The 25,577-nt window shown below is 70.7% G+C and carries 23 protein-coding genes; 12 read left to right on the plus strand and 11 right to left on the minus strand.

The features are described 5' to 3' along the window. Positions 1-29 precede the first annotated feature (29 nt). The 6 genes from ACFYW7_RS35860 to ACFYW7_RS35885 all read left to right on the plus strand — a co-directional run bounded on the left by ACFYW7_RS35860 (position 30) and on the right by ACFYW7_RS35885 (position 7,840). Complete coding sequence (locus ACFYW7_RS35860; protein WP_389510287.1) at positions 30-2,903, plus strand: thioester reductase domain-containing protein; 2,874 nt, start codon at positions 30-32, stop codon at positions 2,901-2,903. Further along, on the plus strand, positions 2,900-4,036 hold the full coding sequence (locus tag ACFYW7_RS35865; RefSeq protein ID WP_389510289.1) for an alpha/beta hydrolase: 1,137 nt from the start codon (positions 2,900-2,902) through the stop codon (positions 4,034-4,036). Before ACFYW7_RS35860 ends, ACFYW7_RS35865 begins: the two co-directional genes overlap by 4 nt. Positions 4,037-4,097: 61 nt before the next feature. Then, positions 4,098-4,877, plus strand: coding sequence for an alpha/beta fold hydrolase (locus ACFYW7_RS35870; RefSeq protein ID WP_389510291.1), 780 nt, complete (start codon positions 4,098-4,100; stop codon positions 4,875-4,877). Positions 4,878-5,085: 208 nt separating this feature from the next. Further along, positions 5,086-5,682: an RNA 2',3'-cyclic phosphodiesterase gene (gene thpR, locus ACFYW7_RS35875; RefSeq protein WP_389510293.1), complete on the plus strand. Its 597-nt coding sequence runs from the start codon at positions 5,086-5,088 to the stop codon at positions 5,680-5,682. Positions 5,683-5,880: 198 nt separating this feature from the next. Further along, a complete protein-coding gene (locus ACFYW7_RS35880) occupies positions 5,881-6,435 on the plus strand; it encodes a hypothetical protein (protein WP_389510295.1) in 555 nt (184 codons plus the stop codon). Between the two features lie 496 nt (positions 6,436-6,931). Next, complete coding sequence (locus tag ACFYW7_RS35885) at positions 6,932-7,840, plus strand: hypothetical protein (protein ID WP_389510297.1); 909 nt, start codon at positions 6,932-6,934, stop codon at positions 7,838-7,840. 445 nt (positions 7,841-8,285) lie between these two features. Here ACFYW7_RS35885 and ACFYW7_RS35890 read toward each other — a convergent pair whose 3' ends face one another. From ACFYW7_RS35890 to ACFYW7_RS35920, 7 genes are all read right to left on the minus strand, one after another. Further along, a complete protein-coding gene (locus tag ACFYW7_RS35890) occupies positions 8,286-9,050 on the minus strand; it encodes an ABC transporter ATP-binding protein (protein ID WP_389510300.1) in 765 nt (254 codons plus the stop codon). Continuing rightward, positions 9,047-9,847, minus strand: a complete 801-nt coding sequence (locus ACFYW7_RS35895) for an ATP-binding cassette domain-containing protein (protein WP_389510302.1) — start codon at positions 9,845-9,847, stop codon at positions 9,047-9,049. The genes ACFYW7_RS35890 and ACFYW7_RS35895 overlap by 4 nt, the downstream gene beginning before the upstream one ends. After that, positions 9,844-10,701, minus strand: a complete 858-nt coding sequence (locus ACFYW7_RS35900) for an ABC transporter permease (RefSeq protein ID WP_389510304.1) — start codon at positions 10,699-10,701, stop codon at positions 9,844-9,846. Before ACFYW7_RS35900 ends, ACFYW7_RS35895 begins: the two co-directional genes overlap by 4 nt. Further along, positions 10,698-11,663, minus strand: coding sequence for an ABC transporter permease (locus ACFYW7_RS35905; RefSeq protein WP_389510306.1), 966 nt, complete (start codon positions 11,661-11,663; stop codon positions 10,698-10,700). Before ACFYW7_RS35905 ends, ACFYW7_RS35900 begins: the two co-directional genes overlap by 4 nt. After that, positions 11,663-13,180, minus strand: coding sequence for an ABC transporter substrate-binding protein (locus tag ACFYW7_RS35910; RefSeq protein ID WP_389510308.1), 1,518 nt, complete (start codon positions 13,178-13,180; stop codon positions 11,663-11,665). The genes ACFYW7_RS35905 and ACFYW7_RS35910 overlap by 1 nt, the downstream gene beginning before the upstream one ends. Positions 13,181-13,288: 108 nt before the next feature. Then, a complete protein-coding gene (locus ACFYW7_RS35915; RefSeq protein WP_389510310.1) occupies positions 13,289-14,017 on the minus strand; it encodes a DUF1684 domain-containing protein in 729 nt (242 codons plus the stop codon). 587 nt (positions 14,018-14,604) lie between these two features. After that, positions 14,605-15,606, minus strand: a complete 1,002-nt coding sequence (locus ACFYW7_RS35920) for a phosphotransferase family protein (RefSeq protein WP_389510312.1) — start codon at positions 15,604-15,606, stop codon at positions 14,605-14,607. A gap of 315 nt (positions 15,607-15,921) precedes the next feature. Here ACFYW7_RS35920 and ACFYW7_RS35925 point away from each other — a divergent pair, with 315 nt between their 5' ends. Then, on the plus strand, positions 15,922-16,425 hold the full coding sequence (locus tag ACFYW7_RS35925; RefSeq protein WP_389510314.1) for a tetratricopeptide repeat protein: 504 nt from the start codon (positions 15,922-15,924) through the stop codon (positions 16,423-16,425). A 65-nt stretch (positions 16,426-16,490) separates the two neighbouring features. On the opposite strand, the gene ACFYW7_RS35930 is transcribed toward ACFYW7_RS35925, so the two are convergent. Together ACFYW7_RS35930 and ACFYW7_RS35935 are read right to left on the minus strand one after the other, a co-directional pair. Then, positions 16,491-17,108 (minus strand): VOC family protein, encoded by a 618-nt coding sequence (locus ACFYW7_RS35930; protein ID WP_389510316.1) that lies wholly within the window; start codon positions 17,106-17,108, stop codon positions 16,491-16,493. 142 nt (positions 17,109-17,250) lie between these two features. Then, positions 17,251-18,009: an SDR family oxidoreductase gene (locus ACFYW7_RS35935; protein WP_389510318.1), complete on the minus strand. Its 759-nt coding sequence runs from the start codon at positions 18,007-18,009 to the stop codon at positions 17,251-17,253. A 599-nt stretch (positions 18,010-18,608) separates the two neighbouring features. Here ACFYW7_RS35935 and ACFYW7_RS35940 point away from each other — a divergent pair. The 5 genes from ACFYW7_RS35940 (at position 18,609) to ACFYW7_RS35960 (ending at position 23,572) form a co-directional block, all read left to right on the plus strand. Further along, positions 18,609-18,755, plus strand: coding sequence for a hypothetical protein (locus tag ACFYW7_RS35940; RefSeq protein ID WP_389510320.1), 147 nt, complete (start codon positions 18,609-18,611; stop codon positions 18,753-18,755). Positions 18,756-18,922: 167 nt separating this feature from the next. Further along, positions 18,923-19,315, plus strand: a complete 393-nt coding sequence (locus ACFYW7_RS35945; RefSeq protein WP_389510322.1) for a DUF488 domain-containing protein — start codon at positions 18,923-18,925, stop codon at positions 19,313-19,315. 1,036 nt (positions 19,316-20,351) lie between these two features. Further along, positions 20,352-21,380 carry an aminoglycoside phosphotransferase family protein gene (locus ACFYW7_RS35950; RefSeq protein ID WP_389510324.1) on the plus strand — a complete coding sequence of 343 codons (1,029 nt, stop codon included), beginning with the start codon at positions 20,352-20,354 and terminating at the stop codon, positions 21,378-21,380. Between the two features lie 178 nt (positions 21,381-21,558). Further along, entirely contained in the window at positions 21,559-21,978 is a 420-nt protein-coding gene (locus tag ACFYW7_RS35955; RefSeq protein ID WP_389510326.1) for a hypothetical protein, read from the plus strand. Between the two features lie 799 nt (positions 21,979-22,777). Then, positions 22,778-23,572, plus strand: coding sequence for an LppX_LprAFG lipoprotein (locus ACFYW7_RS35960; RefSeq protein ID WP_389510329.1), 795 nt, complete (start codon positions 22,778-22,780; stop codon positions 23,570-23,572). A 321-nt stretch (positions 23,573-23,893) separates the two neighbouring features. On the opposite strand, the gene ACFYW7_RS35965 is transcribed toward ACFYW7_RS35960, so the two are convergent. Both ACFYW7_RS35965 and ACFYW7_RS35970 read right to left on the minus strand, forming a co-directional pair. Further along, positions 23,894-24,307: a hypothetical protein gene (locus tag ACFYW7_RS35965; protein WP_389510332.1), complete on the minus strand. Its 414-nt coding sequence runs from the start codon at positions 24,305-24,307 to the stop codon at positions 23,894-23,896. Positions 24,308-24,591: 284 nt separating this feature from the next. Beyond that, entirely contained in the window at positions 24,592-25,575 is a 984-nt protein-coding gene (locus ACFYW7_RS35970) for an ATP-binding cassette domain-containing protein (protein ID WP_389510334.1), read from the minus strand. Positions 25,576-25,577 lie beyond the last annotated feature (2 nt).

Raw genomic sequence — 25,577 nt, forward strand, 5'->3', positions numbered from 1 at the left:
ACGGACAGTGCAGAGGGGGAAGGGCACGCATGCGTGAAGTGAACGAGGACGCGTCGGCGTACGCCGGACGGCGAGCGACGGGTGAGGCGATCGAGCGGGGTGACGACGGGCCGAGCGTGGAGGCCCTGCTGGCCAGGATCAGGCAGGTCCCCACGCCGATGCCGCCACCGAAATCCACTCCGGCACCGGCCGGAACCGGCGCCGAGTCGCGGCCGCCTGGGGAGACCGGGGCGGACACGTTCCCGCCCGGTGCCGGTGCCGGTGGCGACGCGAAAGCGGGGGTGACCGTCACGGTGTCCGGCACGGGTGCGGGTGCGGACGTGGGTGCGCCTGAGATGGTGTCCGGTGCCGAGGCGGGTGCGACCGTCGTGGTGTCCGACGCGGCGGCGGAGACGGGTGCGGCTGCCGTTTCGAGTGTCCCCGGTGTGGCCGGGGGACGGTCCGGTTCCGGTGCGGATCTGTACGCGAACGCGCCGACCGTGCCGTTCGGCGCGGGCGGGAGCGCCGGTGGCGACGGCCGCACCGGTGGAGAGACAGGCGACGGCGACCCGGCCGCCCCCGCCGCACCCGACGCGGACGGCCTGGCCGCCGTCATCGCCGCGGCGGCCGGTCCCTTCGTACCCGGAGGACATCTGCCGCCCGACACCGACTTCTTCGACGCCGGCGGCACCTCCGTGGGCGCCGTGGAACTCGTCGCGGCGCTGGAGGACGAGCTGGGCATGGAGATGGACCTCGACGAGGTGTTCGCCGACGCCCGGCCGCGCAGCCTCGCCCTGCGCTGGCTGGCGACGGCGGGAGCCACGGCGACCCTCTCGGCCCCGGGTGCGCCGGCGACACCGAAGACATCGACGACACCGACAACCGGACGGGCCCCGGCCCCGGCGGTCGACACGATCGGCGGCGCACCGGGCCCGGACACCTTCTCGCCGTCCGCCCCGGGATTCAGCCCTGCCGTCGTCCCGGGTTCCCGTCCGGCCCCGGCGACGGACGCCCCGCCCATCCCGTCGACCGGGACCCCGCCCGAGGTCGCGCCCGCCGCGCGGACCACCGGTGGCGGTGCCCCGTACCCCACGGCCCGCCGCGAGGACCTCGACCAGATCCTCGCCGACCTGTCGCTGGCCGACCGCCTGCCCTGGACCGGTTCGCCCGAGCCCGTGCCGCCCCGCCGGATCCTGCTGACCGGCGCCACCGGTTTCCTCGGCAGCCATCTCCTCCTCGATCTGCTCAGGCACAGCGACGCGCACGTCCACTGCCTCGTGCGCGCGGCCGACGAGGAGGCGGCCACGGCCCGCCTCGGCGAGGCGCTGAAGAGCCACCGGCTGCCCTGGTCCGCGGAGATCCGCCGCCGGGTGACGGTGCTCCCCGGAGACATCAGGCGTCCGCACCTCGGCCTGTCCGACGACACCTGGAACCAGCTCGCCCGCGAACTGGACAGCATCGTGGGCGTGGCCGCGGCCGTGGACTTCCTGCGCGGCTACCAGTCACTGCGGCAGAGCAACGTCATCGGCGCGTTGACCCTGGCCGAGCTGGCGGCCACCGGGCCGCCCAAGCCGCTGCACCACATCTCCTCGATCGCGGTCTTCAACGAGGTCGGCATCACCTCCATGGGGGAGGACGACCCGCTCGCCCATGTCGACCGCCTCGTCGCGGGCTACGACCAGACCAAGTGGGCCGCCGAGGTCGCCCTGCGCCGGGCCCGCGACCACGGTCTGATCGTCACCGCGATGCGTCCGGGAGGCATCGGGGGCCACACCAGGACGGGTGCCCACAACCCGCAGGACCTCAGCAGCGGCCTCATCTCGGCCTTCGGCCGCTTCCGCACCGTGCCGGCCTTCCACCGTCTGAACGCGGCCCCGGTGGACTGGGTGAGCCGGGTCGCCGCCGCCGTCGTCTGCGAACCGGACGCCTGGGGATTCGACTACAACCTGACCGGTGTCCCCAACACCCTCGACGACGTCGTCCGGGACATGGCGTTCGGCGGGATGCACGTGCGCGTACAGGACTGGGACGAATGGCGCACCGACGCCCTGGCCCGTCTGGAAGCCGAACCGGTTCCCGAACTCGGCTTCCTGGCACGGGTGTTGCGCAGCCCCACCGCCCTCAAGCTGTGCGAGGCGACCCTGAAGGGGCCGGCGGCCACCGACGAACGCACGGCCGCGCTCGTCGAGGCACTCGGACTGCGTCCCGCGACCCGCTACGACGCCCGGGCGCAGCTCCGGACGTTCGAGCGGCTTGCCCAGGACGGCCTGGCCCGGCTGCCCGGCAAGGACGACCAGCCGTACCTGTGGTTCGACGAGACGACCGAGGGGGCCGTGGGACAGGTCGGCGCCGACGCCGACACCCCCTGCTCCATGGCGCTCACCCTCTCCATAGCGAGCATGTACCAGCTCGTGAAGGAGCGCCGGGTGGATGTCGGCGGCGAGTTGGCGTGCGCCGCGGTCCATCGTGCGCCGCTGCTGGTGGAACGCGGCGACGTGTGGGTCCGTCCCGAGGAGGGCATCCCGCAGCGGCACGGGATGCGCCACCAACTCCTGCGCTACCGGCTGTCGTTGCGTGACGCCGACGGAGGCCGCTGGTGGCTGGAGGGCCACAAGTACGCCCGCGCCCGACGTGACGTATGGCGCCAGACCCGCGCGCTGAGTGTCGAGATCGGCCGCGAGGGCGAGCCGGCCCACCTCGTCGGCGAGCTCGTCGTGCCCGCGGACAGCTACGTACGCGACCAGATCGACGGCATCAAGGTGGACCCGCGGCTGACCGGCCCGGAGAAGCGCGCCGCCAAGCTGACCTGGCTCGCCTGGTTCGGCGCGGAGATGGGCCGCGGACTGCTCGGCCCCTTCACCCGCGCCGCCGCGGACCTCCTCGACCTGCGCCGCACCCTGACCCCCTCGGAGCGCCACCGATGATCCTCAGAGCCACCAACTCCCGCACCAGGAAGCCGATCCGCAAGGTCAGGACGGGCACGGCCCTGCGGCCGCTGCGCCACCGCCTCGACCCGGCGCGGGTCGAGGAGATCCCCTTCACGGCCAAGGACGGCGTCCGCCTCGGTCTCACCCGCGTCGACAGCGGAGAGCGGGACCGGCCCGCCGTGCTGCTCCTGCACGGGCACACCGCCTCCGCCGACATGTTCCTGCTCCCCGAGACCCGCAACCTCGTCGACGTCCTGCTCGACGACGGCTACGAGCCCTGGCTGCTCGACTGGCGGGGCAGCTGCCGTCTCCCCTACAACGAGACCGGCCAGAGGTACACGTACGACGACGTCGCGCTGTACGACATCCCCGACGCCGTCTCCCGTGTCCGCGAACGCATCGGCGACCGGCCGCTGTTCGTGGTCGCCCACTGCATCGGCTCCCTCGCCCTGTCGCTGAGCATGACGGCGGGACTGGTGCCGGGCCTCGCGGGCGTCGTCTCCCAGGGCGTGTTCCTGACGCCGAAGCTCGCGGGACGCACCTCGCTGCGGATGACGGTGGCGGGCGAGCTGCTGAAGAACCGGATCGACCACATCCCGGTCGACTTCCGCAAGGTGGGCTTCCGGTCGAAGTACACGCCTCTGTTCGCGCTGGCCTCCCGCGGGGCGGGCTGCCCGGACCCGACCTGCCAGATCCTCCACAACTCGGCCTGGGGCTCGGGCGCTTCGCTGTTCCTGCACGAGAACCTGTCCGAGGCCACCCACGACCGCCTCGCCGAGCTTCTCGGGCCGGCGCCCTTGTGGATCCTGCCGCACCTGCGCCGCATCGAGCTGGCCCGCAGCGTCGTCCGCTGGCACGACACCGACCACCGCTACCGCGCGCTGCCGCCCAACGCGCTGGACGCGGCCGACCGCATCGACACCCCGGTGCTGCTGCTCACGGGCAGCGAGAACGGGCTGTGGCTGGACTCGCAGAAGCTCTGCCACGAGGTGCTGGCACACCGACGGCCCCAACTGGACGTGTCGTACACCGAGATCCCCGGCTACGGCCATCTGGACACGTTCCTGGGCCGGGGCGCCGCCCTCGACGTGTTCGGACACATCCTCGAATTCCTCGGCGAACGACGGTGACCGCGGCCCCGCCGCCGGATACCGTACCGATCAGTAACCGGACCGCACTCCTGGAGGCCCCATGCCGCAGCTCGAAGTCGACGGCGCCACGCTGAGGTACGACGACGAGGGCCCCCGCGACGGCGACGGTGTGCCCCTGGTGTTCATCCACGGCTGGACCGCCAACCGGCACCGCTGGGACCATCAGGTGGACCACTTCGCCCAGAAGCGGCGGGTCGTACGACTGGACCTGCGCGGGCACGGGGAGAGCGACGGGTCGGGGCGGCGGACCGTGGCGGAGCTGGCCGGTGACGTGCTCGCCGTCCTCGACCATCTGGAGCTCGACCGGTTCGTCCTCGTCGGCCACTCGATGGGTGGCATGATCGCGCAGACCCTGACCCTCGCCCACCCCGAGCGGGTCGAGCGGCTGGTGCTGGTGAACTCGATCAGCCGGATGACGTACAGCCGGGGGAGGGGCCTGCTGATGGCGGTCTCCACCAAGGTGCCGTTCAAGCTGTTCGTGGCCGCCAACATCCAGCGGGCCTTCGCACCCGGCTACCCGCGCGAGAAGATCCGCGAGTACGTCCGGACCTCGGCGGACACCCCGCGCGAGGTGGTCATGACGTGCTACGGCGCCATGCGGTCGTTCGACGTCTTCGACCGCCTCGGGGAGATCAGCACCCCCACCCTTCTGGTCCACGGCTACCACGACATCCAGTTGCCCGTTTCGCAGATGCTGCGGATGGCGAAGGCCTACCCGGACGCCGTGGTGCGGATCGTGGACGCCGGCCACGAACTGCCCGTGGAGAAGCCCGCGGAACTCACCACCGCGATCGACCGGTTCGTGACCGACCGGCCTTGACCTCCTCGCCGGCCTGAAGGCTCGGGACCCCGAGGGACGTGAGGCCGCGGACCCGTGAGGCCGCGGACCGGTGGCAACCCCCGTTCTGGGTCCGTCGGCGGGGCGAGTATGCCAGGGACAGGGACAGGGGCAGGGACAGGGGCGAGGGCAGGGACAAGGGCGGGGCGGGGGCGCAGCCATGGGGGGCGGGTGCGGTATGAATTCGGATGTGAACGATCAGACGCAACCCGCGACCGTTCGCGTGTTCATCGCCCTCGCCCCGCCTGACCACGCGAAAGAAGAACTGGCCCGGGAACTGCGACCCGCCTACGGCACGCACCCGCACGTGCGATGGAACCGCGTCGAGGACTGGCACATCACCCTGGCGTTCCTGGGGGAACTGCCGGTCGCGACGGTTCCGCTCCTGCGACCGGCTCTCGCCGGACTGGCGGCGGAGCACCGACCCGTGCGCCTGGCACTGCGGGGCGGCGGCACCTTCGACGACCGCGTGCTGTGGACCGGGATCGACGGTGACCTCGACGCCCTGCACGCGCTCGCCGCCGATGTGCGAACCACGGTCAAGAACTGTGGAGTCGTCTTCGAGGAACGACCCCTTCGCCCCCATCTGACACTGGCCCGTGCCCGCAGAGGAGACCCGACCTCGGCGGGGGAGATCGCCCGCGGGCTCGCCGGGTTCGCCGGTCACCCGTGGCCCGCCGAACGGCTTCACCTCGTCGGCAGCAACTTCGGCCGCAGCAGCGGACCGATCCACTACCGCGACATCGAGTCCTGGCCCCTCGGCAGGGCGAACTCGCCTCGAACGTGAAGGTCCACCGCGCCCGGAGCGGAGCGACGGCTTCGAGCCGTGCCACCGTTTCGACGGAGGTGGGCGCAGACGGCGTCGAGCAGCGGCCGGTGTCCCCTCGCGTCCGGCCGGCCCGTCTCGTTGATCCCACCGGGTTCCGCGTCGAGGGCGCCGGGTAGGGCGTCCTTGGACAAGTGACCGAGTCTCGGGGGGCGTCGTATGGGACGGACAGGGCGGAAGTGGACCTGGCGGGTGACCGGCGGGTTCGCCCTGCTGTGGCTCATGGGGAGCCTGGCCGTGGTCTGGCTGCTGTTCGGCGCCCGACTCGCGGCGCTGACCGGCGTCGCGGGGCCGACCGGCACCTTCGTGGTCACCGACTGCTTCGAGGGGCTGGAGGAGACCGAGACCCACTGCCGCGGAAAGTACACGCCGTCCTTCGCGTCCTCCTCCGCCGAGGCGACCGTGGCGCGGCCGATGCTGCTCCGCTCCGCCTCCGGTGACTTCAAGCCGGGCACCCGGCGTGACGTCCGAGTCGTCGGCGACGTGGTCTTCGAGCCCTCACCGTCCTCCGCCGCCGAATATGTCACCTTCGCCGGCTGGACGGCCGTCACCCTCGGACTGCCCGGCCACTGGCTCCTCACCTCGGCCCGCCGAGGACGTCTCCTCGGCGGTGAGCGGTACGTCTTCGTCTGGCTCGTCTCCCTCTTCGGTGCCATCGCGCTCGGCATCCTCGCCTTTCCGGCGACCTGGCTCCTGGTGGCCTTCCAGGGGTAGGGACCACCTTGTCTCTCGTCGCGTGATCGCTCACGTTCAAATGTCCTTGTGTGTAAGCAAATTGATAGAACGTCACAAGATTCGGGCTGCTGCTCGGTACGGGACCCCTTGCCCCGCAGGCGTCGAGCCGATCCCATGGGTGGTCGCGTGGGCCACCCGCTGATCGCATGTCCGGGGCCTGTTTCCGGCCCGGCCGATCGTGGGTGCCGCCCCTCGCTGAGACCGAGCGATGTACACGAGCGGGACCGGTCGGCGTCGTCCGTGCGATCGCCGGAAGAGTCACCTGTCGTGAGCTTGCTGTGTTCAACCCGTGAGGAATTGACGGGAGTTGTGAAAGGCGGCGAGAATGCGCCTCACTTCGCTGTGTCTGTAGAGAGCGAAGTGACGTGAGTGACACGGGCGACCAATCTTTGTCGGCCATGTGTTCATGGCCCCGTCCGTGTGAACCGCTCGCACTCTGCCACCTCCCACACCTTGACCCTTACAGAGGCTCATCTTGTCGCGTTCGCATCAATCAAGGATTCTGGCCGCTCTCGCGGCAACGGCTTTCGCCGGTGCCGTCCTCCCCCTCGTCGGGGCGGGAGCCGCGAGTGCCACGTCGTCCGGCGACTGCCGGTCCGCCACGGTGCAGTACCGCATCGTCGACGCCGACGGCAAGCCCGTGGGCGCGGACTGGTCCTCCCAGGGCGGGTTCCACCAGTGGGACGCCGCTCCCGGAGCGGTGGAGGTCCGGCTGGCCAAGGGCCAGGACGTCGGTGAAGGGTGCAAGTACCCCGTCTCCCTCGCCGAGTACACCGCCGAGGGACCGAGCTGGGTGACCTCGGGCCACCAGACGCTGGTCGACAAGGCCACGGTCTACCTCACCGCCGAGGATGTCGCGGACTCGGCCGACGCGAAGCAGACCTGGCAGAAGCTGAAGGTGGGCTCGCCCGACTGCTTCGGCCAGATCGACCTGTACGGCGACGACGTCTCGTACGACGGAAAGACCGGCGACGGGCACGGCCCCCTCCCGTACCAGCCGGACGGCGTCAACACCCCGTACCACCTGATAGCCGCCTGGAACGGCGGCGAGAAGCCGTGCGCCCCCGAGGCGTCGGACTCGCCCACGCCGTCGTCGTCCACCCCCGCCACGCCCGGGACCCCGGAGGCCAGCGAGCCGCCCGCCGACGCGTCGACCCCGGTTGCCACGCCCAAGCCGTCGAGCACGCCGACCACGACCTCGGACGTGCCCCCGCTGACGTCGACGCCGCCCGCCACCCCGGCGCCGTCGCCCAGCGACAGCGGTCCCCCGCTGGCCGAGACCGGTGCGAACGGTTCGCTCGGCCCGATCGCCGGAGGTGCGGCCCTGGTGCTCGTCGCCGGAGCCGGTGCGCTCGTCGTCTCCCGCCGGACGCGTCGCTCCTGACGCAGGCGACGGGGCCGCTTCCGTGCCCCGGCGCGACCTCGCAGCTCCGCCCGCGCGGGACCGGCGCTCGCCGCGTCGGCCGGCGGGCGGAGCTGTCACGACGGTCACGGTAGTACCTGCAGGGCCCGTTCCCAGTCGATGGGGACGGGCCCTGCAGGTATCCCGGAGAGGCCGTCCTGTCCCGGCTGATGCCGCCGCCTGGACACGAGCGGAAACGGCCGGGTGCGGCACCACCGCGGGTGCGGCTCGTGTCCGGCACGCGCGGGTCCCCTCGGTCGGCGCATCCACGAAGCGCACGTCACGCCGCACGCGTGCGAGCACGACAGGACCGCCGTCGTCTTGCGAGGGCACGGTTCGCGGCGGACCCGCACACGGCGGGCGCGACTGCGGGGGACCGTGGGCCGACAGCGGCGCGGTCCGGCCGCGCCTGCCGCCCGCTCGTCCCTCAGGCCGGCAGGCGCGGCACGCTGTCGATCAGGCGGCGGGTGTACGGGTGCTCAGGGGCGCCCAGCACCTGGTGGGTGTCGCCCTGTTCGACCAGACGGCCGCGCTCCAGTACGGCGGTGCGTTCGCACAGCGAGGCGACGACCGACAGGTCGTGGGAGACCATCACCAGGGTCAGCTCCCGCTCCTCCTTGAGCTCGGCGAGCAGGTCGACGACCTTGACGCGGGTCGTGACGTCGAGGGCGCTGACGGGTTCGTCGGCGAGCAGCACGCGCGGGTCGCAGACGATGGCGCGGGCGATCGCGATGCGCTGGCGCTGGCCCCCGGAGAACTCGTGGGGGTGGCGGGTGGCGGCGTCGGCGGGCAGGCCGACCCGCTCCAGCGCGGCGGCCACCTTCGGCGCGGCGGTCGCCCGGGTGTCGATGCCGAGGGAGCGCAGCGGTTCCGCGACGATCGCGGCGACGCGCCGGCGCGGGTCGAGGGAGGAGTACGGGTCCTGGAACACGCACTGGACGCCGCGCCGGAAGCGGCGCATCTGCCGCCGGTCGCGCGGGGTCAGCACCTCGCCGTCGAAGCGGACCGTTCCCGCCGTGGGGCGGGCGAGTCCCAGGAGCAGGCGCAGCAGGGTGGTCTTGCCGGCCCCCGACTCGCCGACGAGCGCGAGGGACTGGCCCTGCTCGACGGTGAGGGACACGTCCTGTACGACGTCGGCGGCCGCGCCCCGGTAGCGCACGGCCACGTCCGACAGTTCCAGTACGGGTGTCATCGCGCGCTCCTCAGGGCCAGGGCGGACTCCAGCTTGCGGGCGCCCGAGACGAGCGCCTTCGTGTACGCCGCCCGGGGTGCGCCGACGACGTCCAGGACGGGGCCTTCCTCGACGGCCCGGCCGTCCTTCATCACCAGGGCGCGGTCGGTCACCTTGGCGATGACGGCCAGGTCGTGGCTGACGAACAGCACGGCCATCTCCCGTTCGCGCACGAGGGTGTCGAGGAGTTCCAGCATCTCGGCCTGCACGGACACGTCGAGCGCGGTGGTGGGCTCGTCGGCGATGAGCAGACGTGGCTCGCAGGCGAGGGCCATGGCGAGGGCGACGCGCTGGCGCTGGCCGCCGGAGATCTCGTGCGGGAAGGCGCGGGCGATGCGCTCGGGTTCGGGCAGCCGTACCCGGAGGAGCGCTTCCGTGACGGCGGTGCGCAGGTTCCGGCCCCTGAGGCCGGTGCGGCGGGCCAGGGGCTCGGCGATCTGCCGGCCCACCCGCATCAGCGGGTCGAGGGCGGTCAGGGGCTCCTGGAAGACCACGGCCGCGTCCCGGCCCCGGACCGCGACGAGTCGCTTCTCCGGGGCACCGATGATCTGCGTACCGGCCAGTTCCACACTGCCGGTCGCGGTCATGCCGTCGGGCAGCAGACCCAGCACGGCGAGCGTGGTCAGGGACTTGCCGGAGCCGGACTCGCCGATCAGGCCGAGCCGTCCGCCGCTGTCGAGGGTGAAGGAGAGGTCGTCGACCAGGGTGCGCCCGTCGTCGGTGCGCACGGTCAGGCCGCGTACGTCGAGCAGGGTCATGTCCGCCTCCGGCGGGTCGCCGGGTCGAGGCTGTCGCGTAGTCCGTCGGCGATGAGGTTGACCCCGACGACGAGCACGACCAGCAGGATGCCCGGGGCCAGCGCGCCGGCCGGGGCGGTGGTGAAGGTGGCCTGGGCCTCCTGGAGCATGCGGCCCCAGGAGGCGTTGGGCGGCGGCGCGCCGAGGCCGAGGTAGGACAGCCCGGCCTCCGCGAGCACGGCCAGGCCGAACTGGAGGGCCAGGTTGACGACGAGGGTGGGCCAGATGTTCGGCAGGACGTGTCCCACGACGGTCCGCGGCCAGGAGGTGCCCGAGGTGCGGGCGGCGGTGACGTAGTCCTGGGCCAGGACCCGCTTGGCGAGGATGCGCACCAGGCGGGCGACGATCGCGCTCTGGGCGAGGCCGATCGCGAGGACGGCCGAGCCGAGGGTGGCCGAGCGTGCGGCGACGACGAGCATCGCCAGCAGCAGGGTCGGGAACGCGATGAGGATGTCGAGGAACGCGGCGAGGGTGTCGTCGAGCCAGCCCTGCGCGAACGCGGTGAGCACTCCGAGGGTGACGCCGACGAGCGAGGCGATCAGGACCGAGCCGAGGCCGGCCTCGACGGCGATGCGGGAGCCCGTCATCAGCTGGGCGAACAGGTCCCGGCCCAGCTTGTCGGTGCCGAGCAGGTGCCCGTCCCCGGGACCCGCGAGCCGGCCGCCGGAGGTGTCGTCGGCGCCGTACGGCAGCCAGACGAGCGAGACGACGGCGATCAGCGCGATCAGCGCGGTCAGCGTGCAGCCGGCCAGCAGGGTGACCGAGCGCGGGCCGCGGACCGCCGTGGGCTTGCGCAGGACGTCCGTGTACGTCAACGGGCACCTCCTGAGAGACGGCCGCGCAGCCGCGGGTCGATGATCCGCTGGACCAGGTCGGCGGTGAAGCCGATGACGAGGACGGCGAGCGTGGACACGAACAGGACGCCCTGGATCACCGGGTAGTCGTGCTGGGCGATGCCGGTGGCGAGCAGCGAGCCGAGGCCCGGCAGCGCGTACACCGACTCCACCACGACGGCCCCGAGCAGTGTCGAGGCGAGCTCGATACCGAGGACGGAGATCACCGGTACGGAGGCGTTGCGCAGCCCGTGCCGCCACATCGCCCGGGGGAAGGAGGAGCCCAGAGCCCGCGCGGTGCGCAGGTGGTCGCTGCCCAGGACGTCGAGGGTGGCCGAGCGGACGTAGCGGATGAGCGAGGCGCTCATCACCAGGGCGATGGTGACCACCGGCAGCACGAGCGAGCGCACGGCGTCGGCGGGGGCCGACCAGCCGTCCAGCGGGAAACCGCCGGACGGCAGCCAGCCCGCGTTCAGCGCGAACACGGCGATGAGGATCATGCCGAGCCAGAACACCGGGATCGCGATGCCCAGTTGGGAGACTCCGCTGAGCAGCGCGCCGTACCAGGTACGCCGCTTGTACGCGGCCACGAAGCCGACCGGTACGGCGATGACGACGGCCAGGACGAACGCGGCCAGCGTCAGCGGGAGGGTGACGTTCAGGCGGGCGCTCACCTCGGGGCCGACCGGCAGCGAGCTGACGAACGACGTGCCGAGGTCGCCGCTCGCCAGCTGCCCGAGCCAGTGGGTGAACTGCTCGGGCAGCGGCCGGTCGGAGCCGATCGAGTGGCGGGCTGCGGCGATCTGCTCCGGGCTCGCGCCCACCGAGGTGAGCGCGTTGGCCGGATCACCGGGCAGCAGGCGCAGCAGGACGAACAGCACCACGCTCGCCAGGGCCAGCGAGACCAGCAGGAAGGCGAAGCGGCGCAGGAGATAGCGCCCCATCAGCCCTGCTTCTTGATGTCGTAGGCGTAGAACTGCGAGTTGAGGCCGTTGAGCGGGTAGCCGGAGAGCTTGCTGCTCGCGACGACGATCTGCGGGTACAGGTACAGCCAGTCGCTGGCCGCGTCCTTCGCCGTCTGCCGGTTGACCTTCTTCAGCAGCTCGGTCTGCTCGGCGGTCGAGGAGGCTTCCTCGGCCTGCGCCACCCACTGGGTGACCTGCTTGTTGTCGTAACCCCAGTAGAAGTCGGGGTTGCCGTACCAGACGAGGTCACGGTCGTTGACGTGCTCCTGGAGCGTGGCCGTGAAGTCGCGGTTCTTGTAGACCTTCGTGTACCACTCGTCCGGCGTGATCGTGTTGATCTTGACGGTGATGCCGACCTGGGCGAGCTGCGACTTGATGAAGGTCGCGGCCGTGGGGTGCGGGTCGTAGTTCGGGGTGTCGAGGGTGAAGGAGAAGCCCTTGGCGTAACCGGCCTCGGCGAGCAGCTTCTTGGCCCGGGCGACGTCGTGGGCGTTGACCTCGGTGAGGTCCTCGTACCAGGGGTCGGTGGGCGGCACCATCGAGCCGACGAGCTTGCCGTAGCCGCCCCAGACGGACTCGAGGAGCTTCTTGTCGTCGATCGCGGCCGAGACGGCCTGACGGACCTTGACGTCGGTGAACGGCTTGGCCTTGTCGTTGAAGGCCAGCAGCAGCTTGGTGGTGGAGTCGCCGTCGTTGACCTTGTAGTTCTGGTTGCTCTTGAACTGGTCCAGGGCATCGGGCGACTGCTCGCTGGTGACCACGTCGACGGCGTTGGTCAGCAGCGCGTTGTTCAGCGCGGTGGCGTCCTTGTAGTAGTGGAAGACGACCTGCTTGTTCGCGGCGGCGTCGCCCCAGTAGCCGGCGAAGCGGTTCAGGCTCAGCGCGGAGCCGCGGGTCCACTTGGCGAGGGTGTACGGGCCGGTGCCGTCCTCGCTCGTCTTCAGGTCCTTCGCCTCGGAGTTGATGATCCAGACATAGGAGAGGTTGTAGACGAAGGAGATCGACTTCTGGGACAGCGTGACCTTGACGGTGTGCGCGTCCGGGGTGGCGATGTCCTTGATGACCTCGAGGTTGCTCTTGCGGGCCGACTGCGAGTCGTCCGCGAGGACCTTCTCCAGGCTGTACTTGACGTCGGCGCTGGTGAGTTCCTTGCCGCCGTGGAACTTCACGCCGCCGCGCAGGGTGAAGGTGTAGGTGAGTCCGTCCGGGCTCGCCTTGTAGTCCTGGGCGAGGAGCTTGTCGACCTTGCCGTCGTCGCCGAGCCGGAACAGGCCCTCGTACACGTTGCCGTTGAGGGCCTCGGTGACGCCCTGGCCGCCGCCGGCGGTGTTGTCGAGGTTCTGCGGCTCGTACAGGGAGCCGATGTTGACGGCGGCGTTCTTGTTCCAGCCGCCGCCCGAGGCGCTCTTGGCGCCGGAGCCGCCGCAGGCGGTGAGCGCGACGGCGAGGCCGGCGGTGGTGGCGGTGACGTAGAGGGTCGACTTGTCGAGTCTCATGATTCGGGGCGCTTTCGTGCGGGGCGAAAAAGGGGAGGTCTGCGGATCGGCCCGTGCCGATCGGCCGGTCGTCCTGATCGGTCGGTGGCGACCGGTGGTGCTGATCGGTCAGTGCTGCGCGAGGAAGCCGTCGCGGAAGATCGGGCGCTTCTCGCCGGCCTGGACCGGCAGGTGGAAGCGGTTCTGCCGCGGCGGCATCGGACAGTTGTACTGATCGGAGAATCCGCAGGGCGGCACGAAGGCCCGGTTGAAGTCCAGGACGACGCGGCTGTCGTCGTCGGCGCGCCCGACGAACAGGAAGCGGCCGGCGCCGTAGGTGGTGTCCCCGTTGGTGGGGTCGCCGAAGACGAGCAGCAGGGTGCCGTCGTCGTCGAAGGCGCTGAGGGTGTACTCGCGGCCGTCGACGCTGAGGGTGATGTCCCCCGGGACCACGAGGTCGCGGGTGCCGCCGTTGTCCCGGAGGTGCTCGAAGGCGATCCGGCGGGCACCGGGCACGGGGGAGTACGTGGCTTCCAGGACCCAGGCCGGGTCGTACGGGAATGCCTCGACGCCCTCGAAGTGGCGGATGGAGGGCGAGTCCGCGTCCCAGAAGCGCAGGCCGTGTTCCGGGGCGCCGGTGACGAGGTCGGTGCGCCGCAGCGTGGTGACGGTCACGGTGTCCGGCTGTCCGGCGCGGGCCGCGTCGACGTCGGGTTCCTCGCCGGCCGGCAGCCAGCGGGTCTCCACGAGGGCGAGGTTTCCGGTCGGCGCGGGGAGCGCGCGCAGGCGCTCGGCACGCCAGGCGTTCCAGTCCTCCCCGGGGCCTGCGGGGGTCGGGACGGCGGGGGACAGGGACACGGCGGACTCATTCGGCTAGGAGGGGACTGGCATCACGGACCGTATTTCGATGGCCAAAGCAAGCTCTTTATCAACCATAAGGATGCCTAATGTCAAACCTCCATCTCGGCAGGCGAGACAAGCCGTCTCGCCATCACCATCCGAGACTGACCAGCAATCATTACGCACAGTGATCATCCGGTGCGGTCAGGCTGATGGCGATCACGGCGCGAGATGAGCGGTCACGAAGTCGACGCACCCGCCGCACCGCCCGACGAGGGCACGGGCTGCCGGCGAGCCGCGACGAACCGGCAGGCTTCCCCGGAGGGCGGGGACCTCGCCAGGTCCGATCCCCAACGCTCTTGACGCGTAAGCCGGTCGGGGAAACGCCCCGGCGGGCGGCGCCCGAAACCCGTCGGACCGGATCGACGATCTCCGAACGGATCACGCTCACCCCGGGACGGACGCGCGCCCCTCTCGCATGGCGCTGTCCACGACCGGGCGTCACCAGCGCGCCCCGCTCGCCCGCGGCCCCGCCGACGCGGAGCGTGACGCGGACACCCTTCCGGGAACCTTCCAACCTCTGGGGAAAGCGTGAATCCCCGTTCTCAAGCCGCCGGGATCAGCGACAGCGCCTCGTTCAGGTGGTGCTCGGCGATCCCTCGCATGAACTCCCGGTCGGGGAAGTCCCCGTCGAGCAGGCGCAGCGGGCCGGCTGTGAGTGACAGATGCTGGGTGAGTCTGTAGAGCGCGAGACGGTCCTTGTCGAGGCTCTCCACGGACAGTCGCCGATACTCACCGCGGGCATGGCGGAGACGGAGAAAGACGTGCTCCCACTCGACGTCGAAGTACAGAAGGTTCTCGATGTCGATCAGGACGGGGCGGCCGTCGCGGTCGACCAGGACGTGGTCCAGGCCCAACTCGCCGTGGACGACGGAGTGCTCGGCGCGCGGCCGCACCGCCGCGGTCAGTTGACGCAGCCGCACCTCCAACTGGGCGCGGGCGTCGGCGATCCTGTGGTCGCGCGCGGCCGCTTCGCCGAGACACCGCAGCCCGAAGACGAGCGCCGCCTGCTCGCACGAAGCCGAACGCGACGTGCCGCCCCCGTCGATCAGAGCCACCTTGCCGAAGGACGGCGCCCGGTGACCGCGCATCGTCGCCAGACTCTCGACGAGGCGTGTCATGGTCGGCTCCGCGGCGCGCGGGTCGCGGGCGCGCAGGTCCATCAGATTCTCGCCGGGCACGTCCTCGACGATCGCGAGGTCGGCCGGGTAATGGGTGCGGTCACGGTCGACCAGGTGGATCTCGAGGACCCGGACACCCAGCGCTCCCAGCCGCGCGTGCGCGGCCTCGAACAGGTCGAGCCCGGCGCCGGGTGAGAACGGGTCGGCCAGGTCGCCGTCCTGCTCGGTGGCCGGCCAATAGTTCTCGGAGTCCTCCCACAGATAGGCGATCGCCGTCGTGGCGTCGTCCATCGTCAGCCGGTAGACCCCTTTCGTCGTGCCGCCCGCGAGACGCTCGACGCCCTCCAGCCGTCGCCCGCCACCCAACGCGGCCCGTGCCGCACCCGCCAACTGAACCAGCGTCACCTGTTTGGGTGCCACACCCAACCGCCCTCCGCGCCCCGACGACTCGGGCACCCTACGCGAGTCGCCGATCAAGGCCGAACGAATTGTTCCGAAGGCGGCCTGCGAGATTCCAGAACAGCGGCCAGGTGCCACACCTCTGTACTCGCACGTCCTGACATCAATGATTCCTGACCCACGCCCCGCGGTGGGTGACACCGGGTCGTGATCCCGCTCGGTACGGCCGACTGCCGTGCCGCTGCCGGCGGGGAGTGCCATGATCGGCGGCATGGGAGTTCCCTTCGTCTGCCACGCCACCGCTGACGCCGGTCGCGTCGCGTCGTACCGGTGCGGGGCGGCATGAACAGTGATCGCGAGCGGGACGCGGACCTCGCGCGGGCGATACGACTGCGTGAACAGGGGCGGGCCGCCGAGGCCCGCGAGCGATTGTCGGCACTGGCGGAACGCCATCCGCAGGATGCCGAAGTCGCCTATCAGACCGCGTGGACGCACGATGTGCTCGGTCTGGAGCGCGAGGCCGTCCCGTTCTACGAACAAGCCTTGAGCCGTCCGGGGCTGACGGAGGAAGACCGCCACGGGGCCTTCCTCGGACTGGGGAGCACCTATCGCGTGCTCGGTCGTCACGAGGAGTCGCTGCGGACACTGCGCCGCGGGCTGGACGAGTTCCCGCACGATCCGGCCCTGCAGGCGTTCCTGGCCATGGCCCTGTACAACAACGGCGAAGGCCGTGAGGCCGTACGGACCCTGCTGAAGGTACTGACGGCCACCAGCGACGACCAACGGATGCAGGCGTACCGGCCTGCCATCGAGCACTACGCCGACGACCTCGACGGCACGCATTAGCGGGCGCGGCACCGCACCTTCGTCGGGCAGGGGGAGTTGTCGCCGACAGCACTACGCCCGGCCGCTCACACGGGCGGTTCCGTCCCCGCCTGCTCGCTCACCATGTACCGCGCGTACCAGTCCGGCCAGTCCGGGTCCTCCGCGCCGGTGCGCGCCTCGTGCTCGCCGTGCGCCGACGCGGCGCGCCGCAGTGCGCTCGCCAGGTCGTCGGCCGATCCGAACGACGTGGTCGCCGGGTCCAGCCGTCCCGGAAGCCGCGTGGTGATCTCCTGCAGGAGCCAGCCGTTGCCGTCCGGATCACTGAACGACAGGAAGGAGCCGTAACTGCCGCGTTCGGGAGCAGGACCGGGCACCCGGGAGTCGGTACCCGCGTGGTGGAAGACGCCCCCCGCGTCGTGAAACACCTCGCTCGGCTCGGCGCCGCCCCGAAGCAACTCGTCGCGGGCGGCTTCGATGTCGTCGACGACCAGGTGCAGTCCGCGAGCCGAACCCGGGGCCTGTTCGGTGACCGAGCTGCCGAAGATGACCGAAGCCGGGGAACCCGGAGGAGTCACCTGCACGACCCGGAAGTCCCCGTCCGTGGCGACGTCCGCGTCGAGTCTCCAGCCCAGTGCCGTGTAGAAGTCCTTGGCGCGGTCGACGTCGGACACCGGCACCACGACGACCTCGAGCTTCATGTCCATGCTTGTTCTCCTCTTCTCGGTCCCCCTTGTCGGTTCCTCTTCTCACCCCCCCGGAAGGGGGGCCGACCGATCCGCGACCTGGCGCGCCGGACCGAGCGCTGTCGCCGACCGCGGCATGTGCCAGGGCCGGCGCGGCGGGGAGTCAGTGCGCGACGAGTTGCTGGCCGCCGTCGATGTCGTAAGTGGCGCCGGTGAGGGCATCGTTAGCCATGATGTGCAACGCGAGGGCGGCGACGTCGGCCGGCCCGACCACCCGGCCGATGGGCAGCGTCCTCCTCAACTCTTCACGCCGGGCTTCGAGTCGGTCGCCCAGCAGGGAGGCCGACAGTGGGGTGTCCACGAACCCGGCCGCGATCAGGTTCACTCGGACAGGAGCGATCTCCAGTGCCAGGTTGGCGGTCAGCGCGGGCAGTGCCGCGGTGAGAGCGCCCGTCACGGCCATCCCGAGGGCAGGGCGTCGGCCGCCGGTCCCCCCGATGAACAGCAGCGTTCCCCCGGCTCTGACCTTCTCCCGGCTCGCTCGCGCCACTGCCAGGACCATCGCGATCCGCCCGCCGAAGTCGTATCCGGCCTTGGCGAGGTCGAGTTCGGCGATGGGTGTGTACGACGGGCTGCCCGCCGTGACCATCACATGGTCGACGCGTCCGGGGAGTCCTCCGATGAAGTGCTCCAGGCGTTCGACGTCCAGGGCGTCGAACGCTGCTGTACTCAGCGGGCGCAGTTCGTCCGCGGCCCGCTCGAGGCGCCCGGCGTCGCGCGCCACGAGGATCAACTCGCCGTCGGCTGCACGCACTTGTCGCGCGGTCTCCAGGCCGATGCCCGCGCTCCCTCCCACCACCACGACCGTCTGCCCGGCGAACCGTCCTGCTGTTCCACCGGTTTCTGTATCGGTCCCGCTCACAGGGGTCACCACTTTCGGAACACGGTTTCCGTCCACACGGTGATCGTCGCTTCGAACCTCGGGTTCGGCCCCTGCGGAAGGGTCGGTGGAAGGGTCGGTGGAAGGTGCCTACCGCGTTCGGCCGCGTGCACCTCGTCCGACCGTCACACCCTGGGGCCGAGCCGATGGCGTCGACCGTCACGCCCGCGCACTTCTCCCCGCGGCCGGCCGACGCGCGTTTCAGTCTGTCACTCGCTCGGCTGGACGGCATCCGCTCCGCAGGCCGGGCTGACGGTATCCACGTTATTCTGGGCGAATCGGGATCAATCCTTCGACCCTCGGTCGGAGGATCAGGGCCGCTGCCGGGTCTTCTGCCGGGTCTTCGCTCAGGCGGAACGCCGACGGCGGAGTGTGTCGAGCCACGGCGGTGGGCTTCCGCCCGGGCGGGTGCTGAGCAGAGTTTTCCTGCCGGTGACTCGATGCCCTCCTACGTGCCCGATGGCATGTCGCCGGCGTCAGCGACCGGCGTTTTCGACATGAGAGGTCTACAGATGCCGAACGACTCGGTTGCGCGCTTTCTGGCGGCCCTGGGTCCTGAGGACCGCAAGTCAGTCGGTTCCATGTCCGGGGAGGAGCAGAGCCGTCTCGCCTCAGCCTGGGAGCGGGAGTTGGAGGAGGACGACGAGTTGGACGTCCTCGACGAGTTGTCCCCACCGGAGGCGGAGGCCGAGGCGGCTCGTCGCGTTCTGGGCCAGGAATCCGCCTAGAGACCACCACGAAAACGAGGCACGGGTGCGGTCGGCCTGCCGGGCGACCGGTGCCGGGTGCTGCCGGTGCCCGCTGCCCGGGTGACGATTGTCGGATGCGGATCGCAGGATCACCGGATCGCGGGCGTCGGCCACGCCTCGCCGCCGTGCGTCCGAGAGAGGATGAGATGGAGCTGGGGTCGGGGGCGGGGTTTCGTGTGCGGCGCGTCTACGATCCGCCGGAACCGGTGGATTTCCAAAGGGTGTTGGTGGACCGCCTGTGGCCGCGCGGGCTGTCCAAGGAGCGAGCGCGACTGGACGAGTGGTTGAAGGTGGTCGCGCCTTCGAACGGCCTGCGCGTCGCCCTTCACTCCGGTGAGTTGGATTTCGCCGGCTTCGAGGGGGCCTATGAGGCGGAGCTGGACGAGCCCGAACGTGCGGAGGCTGTCGGTCACCTCCTCGATCTCGCCGACCGTGACGTTGTCACCCTCGTCACCGCCGCGAAGGAACCGGAACGCAGCCATGTCTCGGTCCTTCTCGCGCACCTGGGCCGTGAGAGGGCGCGCCGGGCCGGTCGGTGAACGGGACAAGGCCCGACCAAGGCTTGGCGCACTCTCCCGAGCGACGCCTTTTCGTCGCCCCGACCTATGAGGAACCGGGCTGGTGACGGACCGGTGACCGGACGCCTCGTCCTTGACCGAAGTGGGCCGCTCGGGGCCACCCGGGACGAGGAGCACGTCGCTGACGTGGCCGACCTGGTCGGCGGCCAGGCCGACGCTCATTCCGGTGCCCGCGACGGTGACCGCGTCGGCGTCGTCCGGGGGACCACACGTACGCGATGTGGCCGCCGAACGCGTTGGCCGTCGCGAAGACCTCGATCGGTCCGGTGACGTCGAGCAGTCGCCCGCCGGGGAAGAGCGGCACGGTCACCAGTAGCGGCGTCCGGCCGGACTTCGTGTCCTTCATCGTGGGCCTCCCGCGCCGATGGTCGCGCCCGTTGCGGACAGGTTGGTTTGGATACCGAACTCACTCGGCAGGTGGACAGTCGTTGCGCCTCCGCGTGCCGGACGGGTCCTTGTGCCGGACACGACGCCCGCTTCGATGTCCGGAGACGGGGGTGTCGTGGCGCGCGATGACCTGGGGAAGGGCCGGGATGTCGCCCTGCCTCGGGCACGAGACGTTCCGACCGGCCCCGGGGGCGGTCGGTCAGGACGAGCGACACGGGTCGTGGGCCGCTCGGTCCCAGGTGGTTCGCGGCCGTCATGGGAACCGGGATCCTCGCGGACGCGGCGGCCACGCTGCCGCGAAGCCCTTCCTGGTTGCGGGACGCCGCCACGGTGGTCTGGCAGGGGCCGCCGTGCTGCTGGTCGTACTCGTAGTCGCCTGTCTCCGGCAGCGAGAGGCCCGTGCTCACGCCGCCGGTCTGGTGCTGTCCCAGTTCATCGGGGCGCTGTCCATGGCGCTGCTCACCGTCGGGGCCGCGTCGCCCTGGTCCGCGCCGACCCCCGGTTCGAACGCGACGCTTCGGTCGGAGGCTCGCCGAGAACCGCGATGCGAACGGCCGCCGGTCACTCGCCGCAGCGACAGCGTTGTCCACCCGTGTGGAAGGATGCGCCCATGTGGGCGCGACTGCCGTTCGGGGACGAGCTACGAGCCGCGCTGGGCTCACCCAGGAACTCTCGCCGCCTGGGCAGCAGTCCGCGCTCCCGGGTGTGGCGCGTTGAACTGGCCAGGGGCCCGGCGGTGGTGAAGCAGATCGTCGACGGTCCCGACGCCGAGGAGCGGTACACCCGGGAGGTGGCCGCGCTGCGGCTCGCCGCCCGCGCCGACACGCCGGTGGTGCCCGCACTGCTCGGCATCGATCCCGACGAACGGGTGCTGGTCCTGGAGCGTCTGGACCACCAACGCCCCTCCAGCGACTGGATCGTCGACTACGCGGCGGCACTGGCCCGGTTGCATGCCACCGCCGGCCCGCAGGACGTCGGAGTGCTTCCCCGCTGGCTGGGCCCGGACCGGAGCGACATCGAATCCTTTCTCAGGCTGGCCGAGACCCTTGAGGTTCCCGTCGCGCCAGGTGTGCCCGGTGAACTCGACGACCTCGTGCACCGGCTCGACCGGGCACCGGGGCATGCCCTTCTCCATGGGGATCCGTGCCCCGGCAACGACCTGCACACCACCAACGGGATCAGGTTCATCGACTTCGAACAGGCGTCATTGGGCAGCGGACTGGTGGAGCTCGCCTACCTGCGTATCGGCTTCCCGACGTGCTGGTGTGTCACCGCGGCGGCCGCTCCACTGCTGGACCGGGCGGAGAGGGCCTACCGCACGGCATGGCACGACGCGACCGGCGGCGAACTCCACGAGGATCTGGCCGACGCGTGCGCCGGCTGGTTGCTACGAGGCGACGCACTGGTCGAACGCGCCCATCGCGGGACCACTGACCACCTGGCGCGTGTCCCGGACCGGGACTGGAAGTGGGGCACCGCGACCGCCCGGCAACGCCTCGTCCACCGACTCGGTGTCGTCAGCCGGGCGACCGCCGACCGGGCCGACCTGAGCGGCTTCGGCAGGCTCAGCGCGGACATGCGCCAACGCATGCTCGCTCGCTGGCCGAAGCTCCCACCAGTTCCGTCACAACGCCCGTAGGCGCCAGCCGGCATCCCGGATCCGCTGAGGCCCGCATCGCAACTCTTGACCATCCCCATCGCCCCTGCCGACAGAACTCGACTCTCCAGGGCATCGGTTCTCAGATCCGGTGCTCGGCTCCGGTTCCCTCAGCTTCGGTTCAGCTCGTCGTCTAGCCTCGTCTCCGTTGGAGGTGGGGATGGAGCAGGTGGTGCTCGAATCTGTCAGGTACTCCGAGGTGTGCCAGGACTGCGGCGGAGAACTGGAGTGCTGGGGAACTCAGGCCCTCGTGGGCGGCCGCTTACGGTGGGACGTCGATGTGATGTGCTCCGCCTGCGGATCCGCGGCTGCCGTGTGCGATGGCGACGTGCCGGCCGAACGGCGGGATCAGATGCTTTCCGAGCATGGACCCGCGAGGCTGCGGGTGAGCGGTCCGTCAGCCAAGGGGGTCGCCATCATGCGGGTGTTACGGGCTGAGTTCGGCATCGACCTGACGACCGCCAAGGACGTGATGCGTCGCGTGGTGAGCGGCGACCACTCGGGAACGCTGCCGGAGATGGAGCACCTGGCACGCAAGCTGACGGAATACGGCGTCAACGCCGTAGCCACGCACCCCTGACTTGCCGCTTGCCCCTGGCTGCCGCCACTCCTTGACACCGATTCGGCGCGCACTGGCCGGCGCCCGTCAATCGCCGCATCGTAGAAGGAAGTTGGGCAATACGGCACTCACCGCGCCCACGGGCCCCACCGCTTCGGTGGCAGCGGGTCCGTCAGGGCCGATGTCGGCTGGTCGGGATGCAGGCCGAGCCGCCGAAGAGCGTCGGCATGGAAGCGGACAACGAACGTACCGTGCCAGTGCCCGTCCGACCTCACGCCGCACATCAGGTCGATCCTGGTCTCATGGTCGGCGAACGGGTGCCAGTCGATGCCTCGGTCCCGCAGTCAGACCGCGGTCGGTCGACTCGGCCGCGGGCAGCCGGCGACGTTCTCGTGGCAGAAGAGAGTCACCCATGCGAAAGCCTGATCGTCCATGCCGTGATCATGCCGCAGGGCGGGAGCGACCTGCTCGGCCTTTTCCCCCACGGGCTTCGGTCGGAGCCGTTTTCGAGAATCGCCGTCAAAGGTCCGGTACCCAGTCCCAGGCCGAGTGGGACGCCTGAGAGCGTGGGTGTCGGGGGAGTGACGGTCGACTTCACCAGTACGGCCCGGCCATTGGACCCTGGAACCCTCGTGGCCACTCCCTGCGCAGGTGCTACGCCCCGTGTGACTTCAGCCGCTGCCCTGTGCGAATTGTATGATCTTTGTGCGAGGCGATTCCCAGTCCCTTGCTCGCGGAACTGTTCCCGGTCGGAGACCGACAGCGCGTGTCGTGCGGCGCGGTCCGACCGCTGCTCGACCACGACTTTCGGAGGAACCTCATGCGTCGCCCGCTGTTGCTGGTCGCCGTCACCACCCTTGTGTGTACCGGCTGTTCCACGGCCGACACCGAAAGCGACGCCAAGCCGGCGAAGTCGTCCTCGGCCCAGCAGCGGTCTGTGGTGCGGGCCGCCGTCGCGACCGTCCGTCGGGACACGGCCCGTATCGTCGAGAAGATCGAGATCGTGGGCGACGGATCGACGTACAAGCTCGCAGTCACCGGCGGATTCGATTTCGCCGGAGACCGGGGCCGTATCGCCGTCGACTTCCCCGAAGGTGGCATCAGCCATGGTGAGGAGGTCTTCGCGGGCGGCAAGATCTACATCAACAGCGTTCACGGAATCACCAAGGGCAAGTGGGGAGTCATGCCCCGGGACGAGGCGGAGGCGCACTACGCGCTGCGGGCGCCTCTCAATGATCCCGAGCATGTGCTGAAGCAGCTCTCCGCGATGCGCGAGGTCTCCCGCGAGGGCGAGGAGAGCGTCCACGGTGTGCGAACCGTTCACTACCGCGGAATGCTCGACCACGACGCGCTCACCCTGCGGATGGCGCAAGACATGCGGAAGAAGATGGACCAGGCCCGCGCCATGGTCGGCAGCGACCTGCCCGCCTTCGCGGACGCCTGGGTCGACGGCAAGGGAGCGCTCGCACAGGCGCGCATCAGGCTGGACCTGTCGAGTGGGAGCGTGACCGTGACCCTGGTGCTCACGGACTTCGGGAAGCCGGTACGGGTGAAGGTCCCCAAGGCCGAGGAGACCGTGCCCGTCACCAGCGCCACCGGCGTACTGAACGGCTGAGCCGAAGACTTCACGCCCCGGCTTCTGAACGGCGAGTCAGCTTCTTGCCCGGGGGATCTTGTATGCAGGCGCGCATGGTGATGGACCGCGAATCACGGCGGTCTTGCACTGCGTGCACTGCCTCCGTTGCCTGGTCTGCCTCCGGTGGCGGTGCGGAGCCGATCTCCAAGGTCCGCCGGTCCGCAGCCCGCCCGATGCCTGGAGCCTGCACCCGCTGCGGCGATCCGGGCGGACTGCCTCTGCCGATGTGACACACCTGCCTTGGGGGCGCCCTGTCCGGGGCCGCCCCCAAGGCGGGGCCGGGGCACGGTCGAACGCGGGTCAGGCGACCGTGGCGGGAGTCTCCGGGGCTGCCGGGACGGGGGCGGGCGCAGGCGCGGCCGCCGCTGCGGCCGCCGCGGTCGCCGCGGCCTCGACCGCTTGGGCCTCCGCCGCTTCGCTCGCCTCTATCTCGGCGGTGTGCTGGATGACGAACGCCTCACCGAGCACCTCGTGGGCCTCTCGCAGGTGGTCGAGTTCGACCTCGCCGTTCTCGGCCACGTGTCCCTCAAGAGCCTCGAACATGCGATCCACCGCCTCGCGGGAGCCGCCGAGGCGCTGCTCGGCGTAGACCGCGATGCCCAGCTTCAGGAAAAGCTCGGCCGTACGGCGGTTGACGGTGTAGTCGTGGATGGCGTCGCCGCCCGCGTCCACGCCCTTCTCGATGACCTCGAAGGCCTTCTTGATGAAACTCACGCTGCGTTAGCTCCCTTTGCGTGCCTGTACGCGCTCGTACAGGCCATCCGAAATACCGTCCGGCCGACGATCGGAGATGCTGTGACCTGCGACCACACCGGTATGTGACGACCCTAGGGCAGTTTTAGGCCGTAGCGCGCGGACCCAACTCCCGTTCCTCCTGCGTTGGATGGGCGCAACGCGTATGAATCGGACACCGGCTCGCGAAGCCGAGCGAGGTCCTGTGACGGAAGGGGGTGGGGCCGCGCCGGGGACGCGGCCCCACCGGGGACGGGTGGCGGGGATCAGCGGTCCTGGGCGAGCGCGTAAAGCTCGCCTAGGAGACTTCCCTCTGTCGCGACGAGGGCGTCGAAGGTGCCCTCCTCGCGGATGCGTCCCTGATCGAGGACGATGACGCGGTCGGCCATTCGTACGTTGTCCAGGCGGTGCGTGACGACCACGGTGATCCGGTCCGGAGCCATCTCGCGGAGCTTGCGGAAGATCAGGTGCTCGCCGCGGGCGTCCATCTCGCTGGTCGGCTCGTCCAGCACGAGCACGGCCGGTTCGCGGTACATCGCTCGCGCGCAGGCCAGGCGCTGCCACTGGCCGCCAGACAGTTCGTGTCCGCCCCACACCGAGCGGGCCAGCAGGGTGTCGAGGCGGTCCGGTAGGCCTTGGAGCACGTCGGTCATGCCGACCCGGTCCGCGGCGTCCCAGACGCGGTCGTCGGTGTGTTCACGGGGCTGGCCGAGGGTGATGTTCTCTCTGGCCCGCAGCGGCCAGCGGCCGTTCTTCTGCGGTACGAGGCCGACGTGCCGCCAGGCGGATTCCGCGTCGGCTGTGGCGAGGTCGGTGTCGTCCCACCGGACGGTCCCGCCGGTCGGCACGGTCAGTCCGGTGAGCATGCGGATCAGGGTGGACTTGCCGGCGCCGTTCTCGCCGACCAGGGCGACGATCTCGCCGCGGTCGAGGGTGAGGGTGATCGGGTGCAGGGCGGGGTCATCCTTGCCCGGGTAGGCGAATTCCGCCGCGCACAGGCGGATCTGCCGCGGCGCCTCGGCCTGGGTGGTGCCGCGGGCGGTGGTCATGGAGCGGACTTCGTCGATGAAGGTGTAGTAGTCGCTGAGGTAGAGGCCGTGGTGGAACATCACGGCGCCGTACCGCACGATCGAGTTGAGGGCGCGTCCGGCCGTCTGCGAGGCGACGACGGCCGTGCCGGCGATCGCGGTGGACATGGCCCCCGAGAGGACGAGCGTGGCCAGGGAGACCCACATGCCGAGTGTGAACATTC

Origin of the sequence: Streptomyces sp. NPDC002580, from assembly GCF_042889485.1 — a bacterium.
Lineage (GTDB): Bacteria > Actinomycetota > Actinomycetes > Streptomycetales > Streptomycetaceae > Streptomyces.

Coding starts and splice junctions, on each gene's coding strand:
- ACFYW7_RS35910 (WP_389510308.1), bottom strand. CDS start 13,180: ATGAGACTCGACAAGTCGACCCTCTACGTCACCGCCACCACCGCCGGC.
- ACFYW7_RS35925 (WP_389510314.1), top strand. CDS start 15,922: ATGAACAGTGATCGCGAGCGGGACGCGGACCTCGCGCGGGCGATACGA.
- ACFYW7_RS35940 (WP_389510320.1), top strand. CDS start 18,609: ATGTCCGGGGAGGAGCAGAGCCGTCTCGCCTCAGCCTGGGAGCGGGAG.
- ACFYW7_RS35905 (WP_389510306.1), bottom strand. CDS start 11,663: ATGGGGCGCTATCTCCTGCGCCGCTTCGCCTTCCTGCTGGTCTCGCTG.
- ACFYW7_RS35890 (WP_389510300.1), bottom strand. CDS start 9,050: ATGACACCCGTACTGGAACTGTCGGACGTGGCCGTGCGCTACCGGGGC.
- ACFYW7_RS35955 (WP_389510326.1), top strand. CDS start 21,559: ATGGAGCAGGTGGTGCTCGAATCTGTCAGGTACTCCGAGGTGTGCCAG.
- ACFYW7_RS35930 (WP_389510316.1), bottom strand. CDS start 17,108: ATGGACATGAAGCTCGAGGTCGTCGTGGTGCCGGTGTCCGACGTCGAC.
- ACFYW7_RS35860 (WP_389510287.1), top strand. CDS start 30: ATGCGTGAAGTGAACGAGGACGCGTCGGCGTACGCCGGACGGCGAGCG.
- ACFYW7_RS35945 (WP_389510322.1), top strand. CDS start 18,923: ATGGAGCTGGGGTCGGGGGCGGGGTTTCGTGTGCGGCGCGTCTACGAT.
- ACFYW7_RS35950 (WP_389510324.1), top strand. CDS start 20,352: ATGTGGGCGCGACTGCCGTTCGGGGACGAGCTACGAGCCGCGCTGGGC.
- ACFYW7_RS35970 (WP_389510334.1), bottom strand. CDS start 25,575: ATGTTCACACTCGGCATGTGGGTCTCCCTGGCCACGCTCGTCCTCTCG.
- ACFYW7_RS35865 (WP_389510289.1), top strand. CDS start 2,900: ATGATCCTCAGAGCCACCAACTCCCGCACCAGGAAGCCGATCCGCAAG.
- ACFYW7_RS35870 (WP_389510291.1), top strand. CDS start 4,098: ATGCCGCAGCTCGAAGTCGACGGCGCCACGCTGAGGTACGACGACGAG.
- ACFYW7_RS35895 (WP_389510302.1), bottom strand. CDS start 9,847: ATGACCCTGCTCGACGTACGCGGCCTGACCGTGCGCACCGACGACGGG.
- ACFYW7_RS35960 (WP_389510329.1), top strand. CDS start 22,778: ATGCGTCGCCCGCTGTTGCTGGTCGCCGTCACCACCCTTGTGTGTACC.
- ACFYW7_RS35880 (WP_389510295.1), top strand. CDS start 5,881: ATGGGACGGACAGGGCGGAAGTGGACCTGGCGGGTGACCGGCGGGTTC.